The sequence below is a fragment of the Anaerosalibacter massiliensis genome (assembly GCF_024623155.1).
GTDB lineage: Bacteria > Bacillota > Clostridia > Tissierellales > Sporanaerobacteraceae > Anaerosalibacter > Anaerosalibacter massiliensis.
The window spans coordinates 36,604-55,826 of record NZ_JANJZL010000015.1 but is presented as its reverse complement, the minus strand read 5'-3'; the positions used below and the strand labels follow the sequence as shown (position 1 = coordinate 55,826).

At 27.6% G+C, this 19,223-nt stretch carries 17 protein-coding genes and 1 other annotated feature (1 of these 18 running past the window's edge); of the genes, 2 read left to right on the top strand and 15 right to left on the bottom strand.

Features of this window, described 5'->3' with window-relative positions:
* Positions 1-158 precede the first annotated feature (158 nt).
* From NSA23_RS14670 to pdaB, 10 genes are all read right to left on the bottom strand, one after another.
* Positions 159-1,613, bottom strand: coding sequence for a glycoside hydrolase family 1 protein (locus NSA23_RS14670; RefSeq protein WP_042683278.1), 1,455 nt, complete (start codon positions 1,611-1,613; stop codon positions 159-161).
* A 23-nt stretch (positions 1,614-1,636) separates the two neighbouring features.
* Positions 1,637-1,942 carry a PTS sugar transporter subunit IIB gene (locus tag NSA23_RS14665; protein ID WP_042683277.1) on the bottom strand — a complete coding sequence of 102 codons (306 nt, stop codon included), beginning with the start codon at positions 1,940-1,942 and terminating at the stop codon, positions 1,637-1,639.
* Between the two features lie 17 nt (positions 1,943-1,959).
* The gene (locus NSA23_RS14660; protein WP_042683276.1) at positions 1,960-2,289 is read right to left on the bottom strand and encodes a PTS lactose/cellobiose transporter subunit IIA; all 330 of its coding nucleotides are present in this window, start codon (positions 2,287-2,289) and stop codon (positions 1,960-1,962) included.
* A 20-nt stretch (positions 2,290-2,309) separates the two neighbouring features.
* Positions 2,310-3,410 carry a DUF871 domain-containing protein gene (locus NSA23_RS14655; RefSeq protein WP_257490682.1) on the bottom strand — a complete coding sequence of 367 codons (1,101 nt, stop codon included), beginning with the start codon at positions 3,408-3,410 and terminating at the stop codon, positions 2,310-2,312.
* A 111-nt stretch (positions 3,411-3,521) separates the two neighbouring features.
* The gene (locus tag NSA23_RS14650) at positions 3,522-4,799 is read right to left on the bottom strand and encodes a PTS sugar transporter subunit IIC (protein ID WP_257490681.1); all 1,278 of its coding nucleotides are present in this window, start codon (positions 4,797-4,799) and stop codon (positions 3,522-3,524) included.
* Between the two features lie 44 nt (positions 4,800-4,843).
* Positions 4,844-6,796 carry a BglG family transcription antiterminator gene (locus NSA23_RS14645; protein WP_257490680.1) on the bottom strand — a complete coding sequence of 651 codons (1,953 nt, stop codon included), beginning with the start codon at positions 6,794-6,796 and terminating at the stop codon, positions 4,844-4,846.
* Positions 6,797-7,378: 582 nt separating this feature from the next.
* Positions 7,379-7,897 carry a hypoxanthine phosphoribosyltransferase gene (hpt, locus tag NSA23_RS14640; protein ID WP_257490679.1) on the bottom strand — a complete coding sequence of 173 codons (519 nt, stop codon included), beginning with the start codon at positions 7,895-7,897 and terminating at the stop codon, positions 7,379-7,381.
* 383 nt (positions 7,898-8,280) lie between these two features.
* Positions 8,281-8,973: a single-stranded DNA-binding protein gene (locus tag NSA23_RS14635; RefSeq protein ID WP_042683272.1), complete on the bottom strand. Its 693-nt coding sequence runs from the start codon at positions 8,971-8,973 to the stop codon at positions 8,281-8,283.
* Between the two features lie 92 nt (positions 8,974-9,065).
* Positions 9,066-10,136 (bottom strand): UDP-N-acetylmuramoyl-tripeptide--D-alanyl-D-alanine ligase, encoded by a 1,071-nt coding sequence (locus NSA23_RS14630; RefSeq protein ID WP_257490678.1) that lies wholly within the window; start codon positions 10,134-10,136, stop codon positions 9,066-9,068.
* Positions 10,137-10,176: 40 nt separating this feature from the next.
* The gene (gene pdaB / locus NSA23_RS14625; protein ID WP_257490683.1) at positions 10,177-10,941 is read right to left on the bottom strand and encodes a polysaccharide deacetylase family sporulation protein PdaB; all 765 of its coding nucleotides are present in this window, start codon (positions 10,939-10,941) and stop codon (positions 10,177-10,179) included.
* Positions 10,942-11,183: 242 nt separating this feature from the next.
* On the opposite strand from pdaB, the gene NSA23_RS14620 reads away from it, so the two are divergent.
* On the top strand, positions 11,184-11,387 hold the full coding sequence (locus NSA23_RS14620; RefSeq protein ID WP_257490677.1) for an alpha/beta-type small acid-soluble spore protein: 204 nt from the start codon (positions 11,184-11,186) through the stop codon (positions 11,385-11,387).
* 97 nt (positions 11,388-11,484) lie between these two features.
* Positions 11,485-12,012, top strand: coding sequence for a DUF4364 family protein (locus NSA23_RS14615; protein ID WP_257490676.1), 528 nt, complete (start codon positions 11,485-11,487; stop codon positions 12,010-12,012).
* A 2-nt stretch (positions 12,013-12,014) separates the two neighbouring features.
* Here the strand turns inward: NSA23_RS14615 and NSA23_RS14610 are convergent, their stop codons facing one another.
* The 5 genes from NSA23_RS14610 to NSA23_RS14590 all read right to left on the bottom strand — a co-directional run bounded on the left by NSA23_RS14610 (position 12,015) and on the right by NSA23_RS14590 (position 19,017).
* The gene (locus NSA23_RS14610; protein ID WP_257490675.1) at positions 12,015-12,947 is read right to left on the bottom strand and encodes a YncE family protein; all 933 of its coding nucleotides are present in this window, start codon (positions 12,945-12,947) and stop codon (positions 12,015-12,017) included.
* Between the two features lie 90 nt (positions 12,948-13,037).
* Positions 13,038-13,259: a hypothetical protein gene (locus NSA23_RS14605; RefSeq protein ID WP_257490674.1), complete on the bottom strand. Its 222-nt coding sequence runs from the start codon at positions 13,257-13,259 to the stop codon at positions 13,038-13,040.
* Between the two features lie 57 nt (positions 13,260-13,316).
* Complete coding sequence (locus NSA23_RS14600; protein ID WP_257490673.1) at positions 13,317-14,609, bottom strand: bifunctional folylpolyglutamate synthase/dihydrofolate synthase; 1,293 nt, start codon at positions 14,607-14,609, stop codon at positions 13,317-13,319.
* Positions 14,610-14,637: 28 nt separating this feature from the next.
* The gene (locus tag NSA23_RS14595) at positions 14,638-16,287 is read right to left on the bottom strand and encodes a hypothetical protein (RefSeq protein ID WP_147525007.1); all 1,650 of its coding nucleotides are present in this window, start codon (positions 16,285-16,287) and stop codon (positions 14,638-14,640) included.
* Positions 16,288-16,365: 78 nt separating this feature from the next.
* On the bottom strand, positions 16,366-19,017 hold the full coding sequence (locus NSA23_RS14590; protein WP_276506792.1) for a valine--tRNA ligase: 2,652 nt from the start codon (positions 19,015-19,017) through the stop codon (positions 16,366-16,368).
* Positions 19,018-19,060: 43 nt separating this feature from the next.
* Positions 19,061-19,223 (bottom strand) — a binding site (T-box leader) (it continues 57 nt past the right edge of the window).

Here is a 19,223-nt window from a genome sequence, read left to right as displayed (position 1 = left end):
CTATACCTAAAATTAGACTAAGAAAAATATATTTAAATTTATGGAAACTTAGGTACTTCAGTTGTCAACTTGAACATAAAAAAAGAGGCGTTTCATAACTGATAAATCAGTTATGAAACAGCCCCTTCTTTGAGTTTTTTCTGCTAATCATTATATTTTTAATCTAAATTTTTACCATTAGACTCTATTACTTTTTTATACCAGAAAAAAGAATCCTTCTTTAATCTTTTTAAACTTCCTTTACCATAGTCATCCATATCCACATATATAAATCCATATCTTTTAGACATTTCAGATGTAGAATCACTTACTAAATCAATGGGTCCCCAAGTTGTATAGCCCATTAAATCTACTCCATCTTTAATAGCTTCTCTCATTTGAATTATATGTTTCTTTAAATAATCAATTCTATATTCATCATGGATTCTATTGTCTTCTTCTAATTTATCATATGCTCCTAATCCATTCTCAACTATAAAAATTGGTATTTGATATCTATCATATAGATCATTTAAAGCCCATCTTAAACCTATTGGATCAATTTGCCATCCCCAATCCGTTGTTTCTAGATATGGATTTTTTACTCCTGTGAATAAACTATCTGGCAGTCTTTCAGCATCAGAATTAGAGCTTTCTGTAACAGATTTATAATAACTTATTGAAATAAAATCTACTGGATGAAGTTTTAGAATTTCATCATCGCCAACCTCTTTTTGTATAGAAATATTATTTTCTCTAAAATATCTTAAAATATAACCTGGATATTCTCCTCTTGCATGGACATCTGTAAAAAACAAGTTTATTTGATTTGCCTTTTGAGCTTTTATAATATCTAAAGGATTATTAGTTTCTGGATAGGTTACAGCTCTCGCCAACATACAGCCAACTTTATTATTAGGATTAATTTCATGAGCTATCTTAGTAGCCAATGCACTAGCAACAAATTGATGATGGGCTGCTTGATAGCTTAGTTGTAAAGGATTATCACTATCTTCTAAAAATACTCCCCCACCGGTATAAGGGTTCTTTGACATAACATTGACTTCATTAAAAGTTAACCATAAATCTACCTTATCCTTATATCTTTCAAATACTGTTCTCACATACTTAGCAAAAAAATCGATTAACTTTCTATTAGACCATCCATTATATTTTAATGCCAAATTTAATGGCGTATCATAATGGGACAATGTAACTAAAGGTTTTATATCATATTTCTTGCACTCATCAAACACGTTATCATAAAACTTTAATCCTTCTTCATTAGGTTGTTCATCATCTCCATTTGGAAATATCCTACTCCAACTTATTGATAATCTGAAAACATTAAAACCCATTTCAGCCAATAGTTTTATATCTTCTTTATATCTATGATAAAAGTCTATTCCATGCCTTTTGGGGAAGTAATAATCATTTTCATCCTTCAACATTTGTTGAATTTCCTTTCTGGTTACACTAGGTGGCCTATCGCCTTTTCTTTGTTCCTTGGGAACAAATTTAACCATATCAGCTGTAGATAAACCTCTCCCACCTAAATTATATCCACCTTCTATTTGACAAGCTGAAGTAGCTCCTCCCCATAAAAAACCTTCTGGAAATCTATTACTATCCATACTTAACCTCCTATTTAAATATTTTATAATTCTCCAAGTAACTTTCTAGCCTGATCTAATACTTTTTTTCCATCCATCATTCCATATGCAGTCATGTCTACTACATCAACAGGAATATTTTTAACTTCTTCTTCTACTCGCTCTTTATCAAATCTAACTTGAGGTCCTAATAGGATAACATCTGCTTCATCTTTTATATCTTTCAAATTAGCTAAAGATGTAGCAGCAATATCATATTCATAGCCTTGACTTTTTGCAGCCTCTTTCATTTTATTTACTAACAAGCTAGTTGACATACCTGCTGAACATAATAAAAATATCTTTTTCATAGTCAACATCCTTCCATTTAATATTTTTTTATTGTTTTATACAAATCTATAATTTCCCTTGCTAAATCATTAAAGGTTATACAATTCATTAAATGATCTTGAGCATGAACTATTAATAAATTTAATTCTATCCTTTGTCCATCAGATTCCTTAGCCAATAACTTAGTTTGTGCATTATGTGCTAATAACTCAGAATCCTTTGCTAACTTCAATTTTTCTTCAGCTAATTCAAAATCAAATTTTTTAGCAGCTCTAATAGCACCTATTGCATCAGATTTAGCATTTCCTGCATTAATTATAATGTTCATTATCACTTTAATTAAATCTTGATCTGTATTCTTTTCCATATAATCACTCCTATAATTAACTAATTATTAGCTATGATAAAATTAAATTTTTGATTTGGTTTTATAAAATCCAATATAAAAATTTCTTCTTCTTTGATTCTAGCAACCACATTAGATTTTCCACTATTCTCAAAATCCTTCAAAGCTATTTCTAGCTCTCCCTTGTAATTTCCATACTCATCACTTTCTATTAGAACATCTCCTCTTTTTATATTTTTAGGGACATTGTGAATAGGAAAGCTCTTATCCCCATATTTATCTCTACTATTTTTAGTAGACCTAATAACTGTATCAGAAACGTCCCCTCGCCTAAAGTGAATTTCATCTAGCAATATTGCTTTCTCAATTTCTGTAATATCTTCTTCAAAAATTATTTCAAAAGATACCATATCTAATCTCATGTTTTTTATTTTTAAGAATTCTTCTTCAGTTGCAAAACAATTAGATATAATAATATCATCAATATCATTTAAAGCTATCATATGCTTCAATTGAACTTCAATAGGCATATATCTGTGCATTTCCAAAGTTGGAATCTGCTTACCAATTGGCCAAGGCCCAAAAGCATTATCGTTTTGACTAGTAATAAAAGCAGCTGTATTCAGTCCATACTTTTTAAAATTATTAGTACATTTTTTGAAATAATCTAATGATAATCCAGTATGTTTATGAGGATAAAAATTATGGCAACCCATTAAATTATATCTGTTAGGCATATGATCCATAATTGTATCTATATATCTAGTATCATTGCTCATATTTATTTCAATTTTTAAATTATAGTCATTATATGTCATCATAGCCTCTTCACACCCAGAATATCCTCCATCCAATCTAAATCCACTTGCTTTAATGTCTTTAAAAAAGGATAAATCTTTACCATCAACTTTTAGCTTTTTTAATACAGATGGATTAACATCTACAATTGTTTCAAATCCTTTTTTATTTGCATAACCTATAATATTAGAAAATCTATGGACAATTTCGTCCTTTGATTTTTGAACTGATAACAAACAGGAAAATATTCTTTTAAATCCTACATCCTTTGCCATATCAATATAATCAAGCAATTCTCTATCTGTAGATTTCTCAGGATAAACTGAAATTCCTAAATTTTTCATTTATATCTCCCCTATTTTTATAATATATGTCATAAACTTAAATGAAAAATCGAGGACTTCTATCTCCTATAATGCAATGAAGTCCTCACACATTCATTCTAACTACTGATTCTATAAAGATTCTTTTTCTAATTCTAACTTATCAACTACTCTGAAAAATGGATAATAAATCAATCCATCTATGATTATCAATACTATCTGATGTAAAGCACCTCTCCACCCGCAAATAATCAATCCCGATAAGATAGGTGGTGTTGTCCATTGAATATTAATACCATTAGCTAATGGAACAATACCTGCTGCCATTACAAAATAAGTTAATAATATATTTACCAATGGTACCACTATAAAAGGTATTAACATAATTGGATTTAACACAAGTGGTAATCCAAAAATTATTGGTTCGTTAATATTAAATATACCAGCACCAACGGATAACTTACCCAGTGATTTAAATCTTTCTGATTTTGCTAAAAATAAAATTATTAAAACCAATGCTAAGGTTGCTCCTGCTCCACCAATATTAACATAGTTAGAATAAAATTGATAATTTAAAATATTTGGTAGTTCTTTTCCTGCTGCAAAGGCCTTAGCGTTTTCTGCTGTTTGAGCAAACATAATAGGTTTTGTAATTCCATCTGTTACATTTGAACCATGTATACCAAACATCCATAATATTTGCTGGATGATTACTACTATAATTAAGAAAATCAAGTTTCCTCCAATATTAGTTAAAGGTTTTTGAAGTATAGTATATACAAAAGCTTGTACTGTTTTAAAACTTGTAAAAGAAAAACCAATTCTAATAGCTGTAAATATTATAATAACAAATAGTTCAGGTACTAAAGCATTAAATGAAGTAGCTACATTCCCAGGAACATTTCCTGGCATATTAATAGTCCAGCCTTTATTCTGTACTACAGAAAATATTTTTAATGCAAATATAGTAGTAAATATACCAACAAATAATCCAGTTGCTGTAAAATTAGCAACAGGTAATCCTTCTCCCCCATCATTTATAAGTTCTACCATTGGGGTCAAAATAAGGAATGCTACAAGAGATGTTACAATACTTGTTACATCATCAACATCAAAAGATCTTCCTAAGCTTTTTGCCATACCAATAATTACAAAAATAGTCATCAAGTTCATAGTAGCATTAAAAGGAATTAAAATATAATCTGACCAATTCTCACCTAATTTACTTGCCATGAAATTTTGATATCCTTCACTTGGAATATTTGGTATTAAAAGAAATAATGAACCTATTATCAATAATGGCATTACCGCAAAAAAACCATCTTTAATTGCAGTTAAATATCTGTTCTGATCTAGCTTTCTGGCTACTGGCACTAATTTAATTTCTAAAAATTTCATCAATCCGTCCAAAATAATTCCTCCTTATATGATAATTTTATTAGTGAATAATATTTTTACCAATTCAGTTTTGCCATAAATTCATCAAAATTCTTAGATTGAGATATGTTTTCAACAATAGTCTTAGATTCTACTATTTTTTGAAGTAATCCATATAATAACTTTAGCTTTTCGTTTTCCTTGGCATTAAAAGCAAATAAAAGAAACATTTTTACTTTTTTACCACAACATATAACTGGATTCTTAAACACTCCAACTGCTACTACTGTGATTTTAGACATAGATTCCATAGGGTGAGGTATAGCTATCATACCTTCTAAAATAGTAGAAAATAAGTTTTCTCTTTCAACAACAGAAGCATAAAACGCTTCTACATCATCTATATAGCCTTGAGTCTTTAACACTTTACTGAATCTTAATATAGCTTTAAAGAAATCAATTTCCTCATCAAAATATTCAAATAGTTCATTTTTAAAAAATTCCTCTTTTATTCCGCTTATGCTTGTTTCTTTAGTTGTTATTAGGGGATTGCCTACGTAGTGTTCTATTCTCATCAGATCATCCCCAGTAATCAATGGATTTACCTGAACTATTGGTATATTACTTTTTGTTGTTAGTGGAATAGTTGAAATTATTAAATCTACTTTTCCATACTCACCTTTTAAAATATTATTTAATTTATATACAGGAAAATATCCTAAAATATTTACCCGTTCATTATAATAAGACACTATTTTACTCTTTACAAACTGAGCAGTACCTAAACCCGACCCACAGATAATGGCAATATTAGTTTTTCTATAGATTTTATCTAAGGCTACAGCAACATGTAAAGCTATATAAGAAACTTCTCCTTCGCTAATTACTATATTTAATTCTTTGTTAATTATTGGAACTATAATCATAGAAATTTCAAAAGCAAAAGGGTAATTTGTCTTTATTTGATTTTTAAAAGGATTATCTTCAAAATAATTAGCCTTTATTCTTTCAAGCATAGGATTTAAATGAAGTATAAGATTTCTTTTAAAATTAGTATTCTGTCTAAAATCAATATTGAATTTATTTCTAATCCCCTCTAAGAATTCATCAACTATGCTTTCACCTTCTTCTTTCAATACGCAAACTTTGCTGGTAACATTTAACAATCTTTTACTATTAAAACTTTGTTGAAAATATTCAAGTTCCTTATTATTTAGAGAAATATTAAAATAGCCTTCAATTTCTTTTTTAATAGCTTTTGCTATAGTTAAATCTAAATCTTCTCCTATTTCCTCTGTGATAGTAAAACCCATTTGAATTCTTTTTATACTAACTAAAATATCTTTCACTAACAAACTTACGTCTGCATCTGTTAAAATATATCCATATTTGTTCAAGACATTTATAATCGTTTCATATAAAAACAACATCTCTTTATTAAGATCTAAGTTTTCATCAGTAAAAGCATAATAAAAACTCCTACTTAACATTAATTTATCATTTTTCTTTTCCCTCTTAAGTACATTTGAAATTATAAGTCTCTTTGATCTTTCATCACCTTTTAATTTTAGTCCTCTTATAGGGGAAATTTCTAATGATAAATTTGAGAACTCATCTAAAAATTCAATTATGCCTTTTACGTCTAAATAAATAGTTGTCTTTGAAACAAATAACATATCTGCAAAATTTTCCATAGTAATAAAATCCCTTGCAAAGGTTAACTTGAATAATATAAAAGCAAATCTTTCAGATGGAGTATTAGGAACTTTAGTTAAAGCTTCTTCTTTATTAAAAACTTCTTTCACTAGTGATATTCCTATATTCTTTTGTTTTTCTGATATAAAATATCCCCCTTGTTTTGAAGAATCTATACTAATTCCATACTCTTTAATTAACTCATTTAAAAATTTGATATCAGATCTAATAGTTCTAGAACTTACATTGAATATTTTAGCTAACTCTTTTCCCGACAATCCTATGTCAGAATTTAACAAACATATAAATATATCTTTTCGCCTTCTATAAGCCATTTTTATCACCAGATCCTTACTTTACATTTTACAATCATTATTGAAAGTATGCCATTAAGTAAATTTCCTCATTCCATAGGAAACTATTTATAGATGCCTAGAACTAACTTATTAACTCTAGTCATGGAAAAATAAAAACCTAATTGGTAGTATTACCTAAAATAAATATGTCATAATTTTTGACCCTGTGATAATTATTAATTGTCATAAAATATTTACCGAAAGGGAGTTAAAACTAGGCCTACTATCATTGTAGATTACACTAAAGAGAAATCAACTTTTTAGAAGATGTAGAGATAGTGTCAAGTAATGGAAATTTGAATTTAATTTATGCATAACTATAGTTACTAACTTATAACAAACAAAGTAGCTAACGCCTTCAGGATTAACTACTTTGTTTGAAATAAAGATTGATTAGCTTAACAAAACTTAATAACCTAGTACCACCCATAGCCTTTCACATTGTCTAACTACGTTATCACTATAAACTCATCAATATAAAAAATAATTAAGACATAAAAGCCAGTCCTTCAGGACTGGCTTTTAAACAATAATTTTTCCAAAATACAAGGTTATTTATATCTAATCAAAGGTAAAAATATAAGGTATATTTCTATAATAATTTCCATAATTAAGACCATAGCCCACTATAAACACATCTGGTATAGTAAAACCTATATAATCTGGTTTTAGTTCTACCTTTCTCCTACTAGGCTTGTCTAACATAACGCAAACCTTAATACTCTTTGGATTATTTTTCTCTAAATGCTTTATTACATATTGCATAGTATATCCTGAATCCATTATATCATCAACAATAAGTACATTTCTTCCTTCTATATTAGATCTAATATCAGTAACAATATTTACTTTCCCAGATGTTTCTTCCATATTTCCATAGCTTGAGGTAGTTAAAAAGTCAATTTCAACAGGTACTTTTATATTTCTCACTAGATCAGAAGCAAATATAAAGCTACCTCTTAAAAGAGAAATTATTACTATTTTTTCATTCTCATAGTCTTTCGATATTTCTTCACCTAATTCAATATTTCTTTTGTTAATTTCTTCGGCACTAAAAAGTATCCTTCTTTCTTTATCCATAGTATATTACTCTCCCTCCACATATATCCAATGCATTTTTTCTTAATCACTTTTCCTTGTTCTATATAATATTTCTTTAATATTCCTAAGCTCAAACAAGATTCTATTTAAAGTATATTGTATACTTATTAAAATTATAAAAAAAACTACTATAATAATTGTTCTTAAATCCATTTAAACACCTCTTATTGATTTAATATACTATATCACCTTATTATTAGATAGATTATAACCTAATATAGGATAAATGGTCAACTAGTTCATTTAAATATTAATATAATAAAATAGCCATAATTTATTATATTAATATAATAAAATTATAGCTATTTTAAAAATATTCATATCATAATATTTTTTGAGCATTATTAAATTAAAAACTCCATCTAACAATACTCATATTCTACATCCTTTCCATCATCCCCTTTTTCTCTATTATTATCGTTTTCTATGTACTCAAGTTTAGATATTGATACTTCATAAGCAGTTCTTTTAATTGCCTCACCACTAGATAGCTTTTTCTGATAATCTCTACTTTGAACCCTTCCCCATAACCTCACATGATCTCCTACTAATAGTTTCTCGCAAAATCTAGCATTTCTTCCCCAAGATATGCATGGTATATAATCAGATTTGTTATAAGGTCTATTAACTGCTACTAATAAATCTGTTATCTCTCTGCCAAAAGGAGTAGTCCTATAAATAGGCGGCTTACATATATATCCATCGATAAAAATTTCATTTGGCTTTTTAAGCAATTCTTTAAGTTCTTCTTCATTTGGTTCATGTATATCTCTAGCAAATATAGTTAAAACTAGTCTATTAGAATTGTTTACATATCTATTATAGGATCTCAATTGTCCCTCAATTAAAACATATTCCCCCTTCATTAAATCCATATTTACAATCAATCTCTCTGAAATGGTTACGGGAAGAATATCAATATAATCACTAAGCCTGGGTACTCCTAACTTAAAAGTATAAAAACCTTCCCCATACATTTCATGGCTAAATTTTTTTTCAGAAACTACTTTTCCTACAACTGTAATTATATTTGTGTCTATTACCTTATCAACCATTAAATCTCCACTCCCCCTTATTCTTATGTTTTATAAACAACTTATTTTATATCTATTCAAAAGATACTCATAATATGATTATTTTCAAAATACTATTTCTCTATCTCATCCACTAATATATGTTTAGAATCTTTCAATATATCACTACCTAAAAATAAAAACATATCATCTTTTTCTATTAAATTAAGTCCAGTTTGTATACATTCTTTTAAATTATAATATATATTAAAAGGAAATCTTTTTTCAGTAAATAGATACTTTATATTCTCTTCTATAAGCCTATCTTTCTTATCAATATAAAATATAACTTTCTTAATTCCTAATATAGGAATCCAATTTAATACTATTTCTAAGTTTTCTTTAATTGTATGTATTCCTTGGTCTATTTCAATCCCATTCAATAAGACTATATTCTTATATTTCAAATGCTGAATAGTTTCAAAAACACTACTATAATCTTCTGGATTCATACAAAAATTATCTATAGCTATAAAATCATCTTCATGAATTTTTTCCATTTTTCTATAAGATCCTTCTACATTTAATACTCCATATCTAATATCATCTATATTTAATCCATAGCATAAAGCTACAGATATAGCTGCCAATGCACTATATATATATTCTTTACCAAATAAGTTTATTTCTACTGGAAATTCTAATGGTTCAATAGTATCTTTATATAATGTTTTAATTTCTCTCTGAAGACAGAAATTAAATCTTATTGAGTTATTTATATCTAAACTAGAGGCATTGACTGTAGCCTTATTATTTAATCCATACGTTATAACCAATGCTTTATCATTACCTTCTAATAGTTCAATATTATTTTCGTTATCTATATTTAAAATAATAATACCATTCAAATATGTGAAAAAGAGCTTTTCCTCTTTTCTAAGTAAAATTTTGTATCCTATATTTGTACAAACAACAATATCAAAATTTATTTCTAAACTAGAAAGATGTTTCAAATTCTCAAAAGAAATGTTTATTATCCCTATATAAATGTTTTCACTAGAACTTAAAAAAGCTATATTTCCATTCTTGTTCTCATGTATTAAAGAAAATCCAGACTCCATAAAGATATTCTTTATTATGTTAAAAGTTACATATCCTTTCCCATTTTCAACTACCCCAATTAGACTTATATTTTCTTCTTTCATTACTATACACCCCTTCTAGTTTGTCTTTAGTGAATCTCTACTAATCTTTCTTTTTATGTTGTCTTCCTGTATTATCCATATAATAATCCTCTTTATATATAAGCTGAGAAATAGGAACTATTTCATATCCCTCTTCCTGAAGCTTTTCTATTACTAAAGGTAGATATTCACTTACATATTTAGCATTATTATGAAATAAAACAATAGAACCATTTTGTACATTTCGAGATACTCTATCAACTACTGGCTGAACACCTAATTCTTTCCAATCCAAAGAGTCTACATCCCACTGTATAGCATAATAGTTATTTTCTCTACAAACTTTTATAAGCCTATCGTTATAATCTCCAAAAGGTGGTCTAAAAAGTATTGGCTCTTCTCCTACTAATTTCTCTATTTTATTGCCAGTCTTATCTAGCTCTTTCAATATTTGTTCTTCTGAAAGTTTACTCATATAGGGATGAGTTGTAGAGTGATTTCCTATATCATGACCTCTTTCATGAATTTCTTTAACCTTTTCAGGATATTTATCTACCCAAAATCCTACTAAAAAAAAGGTAGTTTTTATCTCGTACTTATCTAGTATGTCTAATATTTCATTAGTGTATTCATCACCCCAAGCAGCGTCAAAACTAATAGCTACTTTTTTTTCTTTTGTATTCACCGAATATATAGGAAGTTCTTTCTTTTCAGAGAAAACTTCTATAATACTCATTTCATTAGTAAAACTAGTATAAACAATTGATATACATAAAATAACAACAACTATAAAAATTCTCATAGTCATGTGTTTCTTCGTATCCATACCCTTCAATTTATTCCCTCCTACTAAAAATAATAATTATTAATTCATGCTAATATTTTAAATATTAATTCTCTATATAATACATGATATGATTATAGAAGATGAAAATATTATTTTTTTAATTTTTTTTTACTTTTTAGTATTTAAATTAAAACCCTCCCACATAATACTAGGATATATTTAATATTAAAGGTTAAATTAATAATGCATCTCCTAAAAATAAGTTTAAAGGAGGATGAAAAATGGCAAGAAATAATAATATTATTGTTCCAGAAGCCAGAACTGCATTAGATCAATTAAAACTTGAAATAGCAAATGAATTAGGAATTCAAAATTATGATAGTATAGATAAAGGGAATCTAACATCTAGAGAAAATGGGTATGTAGGAGGATACATGGTTAAAAAACTTGTTGAAGATGCACAAAAAGAAATAGCTAAAAAGTAATTTTTCCCACAAAAGGAGAAGTGATTTTTCACTTCTCCTTTTAAATATGATATAATCTAATTTAAAATAATATTATTTTTTCGAAGAAGGTGTTAGAATGTTTATTGACAGTACTGAAGAGCTTGCCCAAAATAAGCTTCTCTTGCTCTATATAATAGATAAATCTGATGCTCCTCTTACAAATGGAGAAATCACTGAATTTGTATTGGAAAATAATTATATGAATTATTTCTTAGTTCAACAATTTTTAAGTGAATTAATTGAATCTAAATTTATTGAATACACTAAGAAAGAAGGAAAAGAACGGTATACTATATTAAAAAAAGGAAAACTTACCCTTAATTATTTTATTAATAAAATACCTAATGAAGTAAAAAAAGATATAGATATAAAATTTCAAGTTAAAAAAGAAGAAATAGAAAGAGAGACTCAAATAATTGGAGATTATTATAAAAAAGGCAAGAATGAGTATGTGGTAAATTTGAAATTAGTAGAAAAAGATTCTACACTATTTAGTCTCTACTTAAATGTAGTCTCTAGTCAACAGGCAAAAATGATTTGCGACAATTGGAAATCAAGTCCAGACAAAGTTTATCAAGAAATATTGAACACTTTGATAAAATAAACTTATTTTATTAAAACTATACCATTAGGCTCTGAGCCTACTTTTATGTTTTTTATTATCTTATTATTACTTATATTAAATATAGTTAAAATATCTTTTGATATATTAGTTATAAACAATAATTTATTTCCATCCCAAAAAATTTTATTTGGCATTCCGTCCAAATAAATTTTTTTTATTATTTTATTATTACCTAAGTCCATTTTATACATATGTCCATCTTGAAGGCTTGTCAGAAAAAATATATCTCCTTTAATTTTTACCATATTACTAAAAATCCCTTCAATATCCAAACTTTTAACAATCTTGAGACTTTCTAAACTAAATACAGATATATTGCTATAGTCCGAAAAACCTCCATTGGAATAAGAAAGTATATACATATATTTTTTCTCTAAACATAATTTAATAGGATTGTTACTTAATTTTATTCTCTTATTTTTATTGTTTATTATATCTATTATATCTATACTATAGCTATTGTTATTAGCCACAAATATCTTTTCAGATGGCCTATATATTTCCATATCCTTAGGTCTATCTCCTACAGATATATTTTCTATAAGTCTAAATTTTTTCTCATCTACTATAGAAATTGAGTTAGAATCCTCATTTAATACAAACACAAAGCCATTATAATATTTTATAGTAGTCGGATATTTTCCTACAACTAGTACATCTTCAATTTCCATTTTATTTATATCAAGCTTAAAAATAGAGTTATTATAAGCATTTGCTAAATAGATTTTATTCTCTATACTACCTTTAACTAAGTCCCAAGGTCCAATAGGTTGACTATCTAGATATAAATTCATATTCTCTTTTCTGTTCAATAATGATAATAACGATATATTTTCTTTTTTATAATTTCTCTTTAAATCAATAAATGTAATAGAATCTTCACCTGTATTAGCCACAACTACTTTCCATTCCATTGTTAATTTTCACCTCCAACGCCTATATAAACAATCTATGCATTACTTTAAATGAAGGTGATTATTAAAAAAACAGATGCAAATTCGCATCTATTTTTTAAGTATATTCTCTATTAACTTTTCTTTATCTATCTTTAGGTTTCTCTTCTTTATTTCTATTATCATAGAGTTTATTATCATAGCTTCTTTCCAATACTCTTCATTGTTTTCTTTTTCTAATAGTTCTTTCAACCTATCTATTTTTCTACAAGTGTTTTCTATTAACTCCTCATCTTTCCACTTTTTAAAAGTTGGAAATTCTACTATATTCATAATAGACCTCCTAGAAATATTATATTCATATATATTCCCCTAAAGGCCTATTAATTACTAATTATTTAGTAAAATCTTTCTTACATCTCCTATAAGATATATAGAACCTGCAAATACAATTAAGTCATTTTCATTAGCTATACTAAAAGATTTATCTATTGCATCCTTAATATCCTTCTCTACTATTATGTTTTTATTAACCTTTTCAATCTCTTTAGCTAAATCTTCAGCTTCCGTTTTTCTTGGACTATCTATTTCAGTAATTATTATTTCATCTGCTAATGGCACTATGTTTTCTACCATATGAATTATATCTTTGTCTTTTAAAATACTTATTCCTAAAATCAATCTATTATATTTAAACAATTTTAACGAATCTACTAAAGCTCTTATACCTTGTGAATTATGTGCCCCATCTATTAAAAATGTAGGTTTTCTTTGTAATACTTCTAGTCTGCCCTTCCAAACAGTTTTTTCCAGTCCTCTTTTTATAGTCTCATTATCTATTCCTACAAGTCCATTATTTCTCAACATAACTATTGCAGATATTGCCAAGGAAGCATTATAAACTTGGTGAAGTCCTAAAAGGTTAATTTTCATATCTTTGAAAATAGTATTTTCATATTTAAAATCAAATATAGCTCCATATTCATTTAAATCTTTTATATCTATATTTTCTATAGGACATATTGAAAAATCTGCATTTTTCTTCCTTGCTGTCTCTATTAACGCTTTAACTGCCTCCTCTTTTTGTGGATAAAATAAAACTTTACCCTTTTCTTTGATGATACCAGACTTTTCCCTAGCTATTTTATATAAACTATCTCCTAATACATCCATATGATCATAATCAATAGTAGTTATAATAGAAAGTAAAGAACTGTCAATTACATTAGTAGAATCCAATCTTCCACCTAATCCTACTTCCAATACTGCAAAATCTACATTTTCTTCTTTAAAATACATAAAAGAAATAGCAGTAATTAATTCAAATACAGTAGGATGAGGATAGCCTTCCCTAACTATCTTTTCAGTTTTAGCCTTTACATTTTTAGTGATTTTAGCAAAGGTTTCATCTGATATGTCAACTCCATTTATTTGAATTCTCTCATTAAATCTTTCTAAATAAGGGGATGTGAACACACCTACTTTATAATCTGCTTCCCTTAATATATTAGATATATAAGAGACAGTAGAACCTTTTCCATTAGTTCCTGCAATATGAATACATTTTAAATGTTTTTGAGGATTTCCTAATTCATCCATTAATTTTTTTATTGTTTTCAATCCTAGCTTAGAGCCCAATCCTTCAGCTTCATGAATAAAATTTAAAGCTTCTTCATAATTCATATTTATTTCCTCCTAAGTACATCTACATTTATTTATACATGAATAAAAAAGGTGCATATAAATGATTCATAAGTAAGTAAGAAAATATTAGAAAGGTTAGATAAATTTTATAACCTTCTCTAATTTTTGTTTCTCTTGAAAATAATTTTGCAATATAATAACTAATTAAAACAAAAATAGCAGGAATAATAAATTTAGACCCTTTGAATATCATAATCTTAGGCATGAATTCAATAGTACTAGGATTATAGAAATCCTTTATAGTTACTATTTGAAATATGTAAAAAATAATCATTCCAACTATAACCATCTTGTCCCAACTTTTTCTCAATTTTTCATTTCTAATAGATAAATATACATACCATATAATAGCTGGTAGTATAGATAAAATTCTTACTACAAAAGATAAAAGAAAGTTATAACTTGTAATAACCGGAATTTCCTCTCCTATACTTTCTCTTATATTAGATTTTGTCACCTTAGTTGTTCTCTCTACAACAGATTTCTCTGTAGTTGCTCCTAATACCTTACTATACTCGCCTTTTTCTGGTTCATTCCAAAAAATATATTCATTATTTCCTTTTACATAACTTGGCCTATTAGACCAACTTTTAGTCTTTGAAAGCAATTTCCCACCTATAATACCTTTTTCATTCAATTGCAATTTTACCACATTTGAGGCATTTCTACTATATAAATCTAGATTAGTTGGAGCTGTAGTAATTATTTTTATTCCATCATTATTGCTACCAATTATAAGGGGTATACTTGAAAAATAACCTATTCCAAAGTTCATTCCATGATCAAGTCTTAAATCTTCAAAAATTTTACTAGTGTTTTTTTCATACCCATTTACTAAATAAGTAAATTTAGATTTGTCATCATTTTGAATAGTAATTATAGAATAGATATTCTTATCATCAGATGAAATAGCAATATCTCTTATTTTTATTTTCATATCATTTATTTCTTTAATCTTTACAGGCTCCATCCATTCATTATTCATATACTGACTAATAGTTATATTCTTGAGTCCTGTTTCCTTATCTTTATTCATTATCTGTAGATATAAATTATCCTTACTACTATATATTTTAAACTTTTCAATATTTGATAAATCCTTAGGTCCTTCTATATCTTTTATTTTGTCATCTTCAAACTTCTTTATTAAAACATTTCCATCTTCTTTCATCAGTGCCAAATAACTAATATTATGTTCTGAGAAATGATGGAAGTACTTTATTCTATTGAAACTATGTTGAATATTTATTCTATCATAGGAGTCTGAAATCTCTCCTACATATACTATATTTTTCTCATTATCTCTCCAATAAACTTTATTCCTATCAACAAATATTTCATCCATACTTATCTTATTAAAATTTAATTCATCTACATCTACTATTTTTTCATTTACAATATTCATTTCTTCATTATATATTTTAAATCCTACTTTATCTTGCCCCTTTTCATAGGGATACAATAAAAAAATATTTTTATGACTATCTATAGATGCTAAAGGATTTCTATTAAATAATATATTTTGTATAAATATATCTTTGCTCCAATTTTCAGAAGGAGGCATGGAGATTAATTTAACATTATAAACTATATGGAAAATTGAAATAATTAAAAAAATAATTATAAATAAAATAATTGTCTTTCTAATTTTTCTCACCCCTTATATTTTAGAACTTATATTAATATTATATAATAATTGGCTGAGTTTTTACCCAGCCAGTTATAAAAAAATTATTTAAATATTTTCTTTAATATACTCAAGTCTCTCTAGTACTTTTTCCATCATATCTTTATATTTTATCTCTTTTTGTCTTTCAGCCTCTACTATATTTTCAGGAGCTTTATTTAAAAATCCTTCATTAGAAAGTTTTCCTCTAACTCTTTTTAATTCTCCTTCTAATTTTTCTTTTTCTTTCTCTAATCTTTCTAATTCCTTTTCAAAATCAATTAGATCTTTTAATGGTAAAAATATTTCTGATCTATCCATTACTATTTGTATATTGTCCTCACCTATTTTATCTTTATCTTCTTCTATTTCTATATCTTGAGCATACGCTAAGTTTATAAAATATCTTTCCCCATATTCTAATATGGATTTTACACCTTCATCCTTAGTAATAAATATAACTTTAGACCTTCTAGAAGGTGCTACATCCATTTCTGCTCTTACATTTCTAATACCCTTTATCGCTTTCATTATATATACTATTCTTTCTTCTGAGTCTTTAAAATTATATTCATCTTTATATTCTGGCCATGAACTAATTATTAAAGCCTCCATATTCTTAGGTAAATGACTCCATATTTCTTCTGTTATAAAAGGCATAAAAGGATGGAGTAGTTTTAATATATCTTTTAATACAATCAGGAGCACTTTTTGTGCTGTATGGTTGCTATCTTCGTTGTCACCATATAATCTTGGCTTAACCATTTCTATATACCAATCACAATATTCATCCCAAATAAAATCATATATCTTTTGTCCAGCAATACCTATTTCATATTTAGATAAATTTTCTGTCATTTCCTTAGTTACATTGTTTACTCTAGATAGTATCCACCTATCTTCCTCTTCTAAGTTTTCTAAGTTCAATTCCTCATCTATTACATCTTCATCTAAGTTCATAAGCACAAATCTAGTAGCATTCCAAAGTTTGTTTGCAAAATTTCTATTGGCTTCTACTCTCTCCATATAAAATCTCATATCATTGCCAGGAGAATTTCCTGTTATCAATGTAAATCTCAATGCATCTGCACCATATTCATCTATAACTTCTAATGGGTCAATTCCATTACCTAAGGATTTACTCATTTTTCTACCTTGTTCATCTCTTATAAGTCCAGTTAAAAATACATCCTCAAAAGGCAATTCTCCCATTTGCTCTATTCCTGAGAAAACCATTCTAACAATCCAGAAAAATATAATATCATATCCAGTTACTAATACATTAGTAGGATAAAAATATTTTAACTCCTCTGTTTTTTCTGGCCAACCTAAGGTGGAGAATGGCCACAATGCAGAAGAAAACCAAGTATCAAGGGTATCTTCATCCTGATGAATATTAGTACTATTACATTTGCTACACTTTTCTGGAGCTTCCCTAGAAACCATTATTTCATCACAATCTTTACAATAGTATACTGGCAGTCTATGTCCCCACCAAAGTTGTCTTGAAATACACCAATCTCTAATATTTTCTAGCCAATGGGAATAAATTTTGCCGAATCTCTTAGGAATAAATTTCAAATTTCCATTTCTATAAGCCTCAAGGGCTGGCTTTGCTAAAGGTTCCATTTTCACAAACCATTGTTTAGATATTATAGGTTCAACTACAGTCTTACACCTCTCACAATGACCTACATTATTCTCATGGTCTTCTATTTTTAATAAATATCCCTCTTTATCTAAATCTCTGACAATCTTCTCTCTAGCTTCATATCTATCAAGTCCCTCATATTCTCCACCATTTTCATTTATTGTAGCATCATCATTCATAATTTTGTATTGACCTAGATTATGTCTGTGGCCAACTTCAAAATCATTTGGATCATGGGATGGTGTTATCTTAACAGCACCAGTACCAAATTCCATATCTACATACTCATCTGCTACTATAGGAATTTCCCTATTCACTAGTGGAAGTATGGCATATTTTCCAACTAATCTAGTATATCTTTCATCTTCTGGATGTACTGCTATAGCTAAGTCTCCTAAAATCGTTTCTGGTCTGGTAGTTGCAATAGTTATAAAGTCTTCACTATCTTTTATAGGATATTTTATATGCCAAAGATGTCCATGGGAATCCTCATGGTCCACTTCTGCATCAGAAATAGCTGTTTTACAAGTTGGACACCAATTTATTATTCTATCTCCTCTATAAATAAGGCCTTTGTTATAAAGTCTTATAAATACTTCTTCTACTGCATTACTTAAACCTTTATCTAATGTAAATCTTTCCTTGGACCAATCACAAGAAACACCTAATTTTCTTAATTGATTATTTATATTGCCTCCATATTCTCTAGTCCAATCCCATGCTTCTTCTAAAAATTTTTCTCTTCCTAAATTTTCTTTACTTTTTCCTTCTTTTTTCAATTTTTCCACTACTTTAGCTTCAGTAGATATACTAGCATGATCTGTTCCTGGAAGCCATAATGCCTCATATCCTTCCATTCTCTTCCATCTTATCAATATATCTTGTATTGTATTGTTTAAAGCATGCCCCATATGAAGATTTCCAGTAACATTTGGTGGAGGCATCATAATTGTAAAAGGTTCTTTTTCTTTGTTTACATCAGCCTCAAAATATCTCTTGTCATTCCAAAACTTATAAATTTTTTCTTCAAAATCCTTAGGATTATATGTCTTAGGTAAATTTTCAATCATATTATAAATCCTCCTTTTAAATATAAAAAAACCCTCATCCATATATAAGGACGAAGGAAATTTTCGCGGTACCACCTTAGTTTCCATAGCTAAAAACTATGGCTCTCAAATATATAACGGTATTAACCGTTCAAACCTACTAAGATTCAGCTTGAAAACTCAGAAGCTACTTTCAGAAAACATTGCCTAGAAAAGTCTTTCAGCCT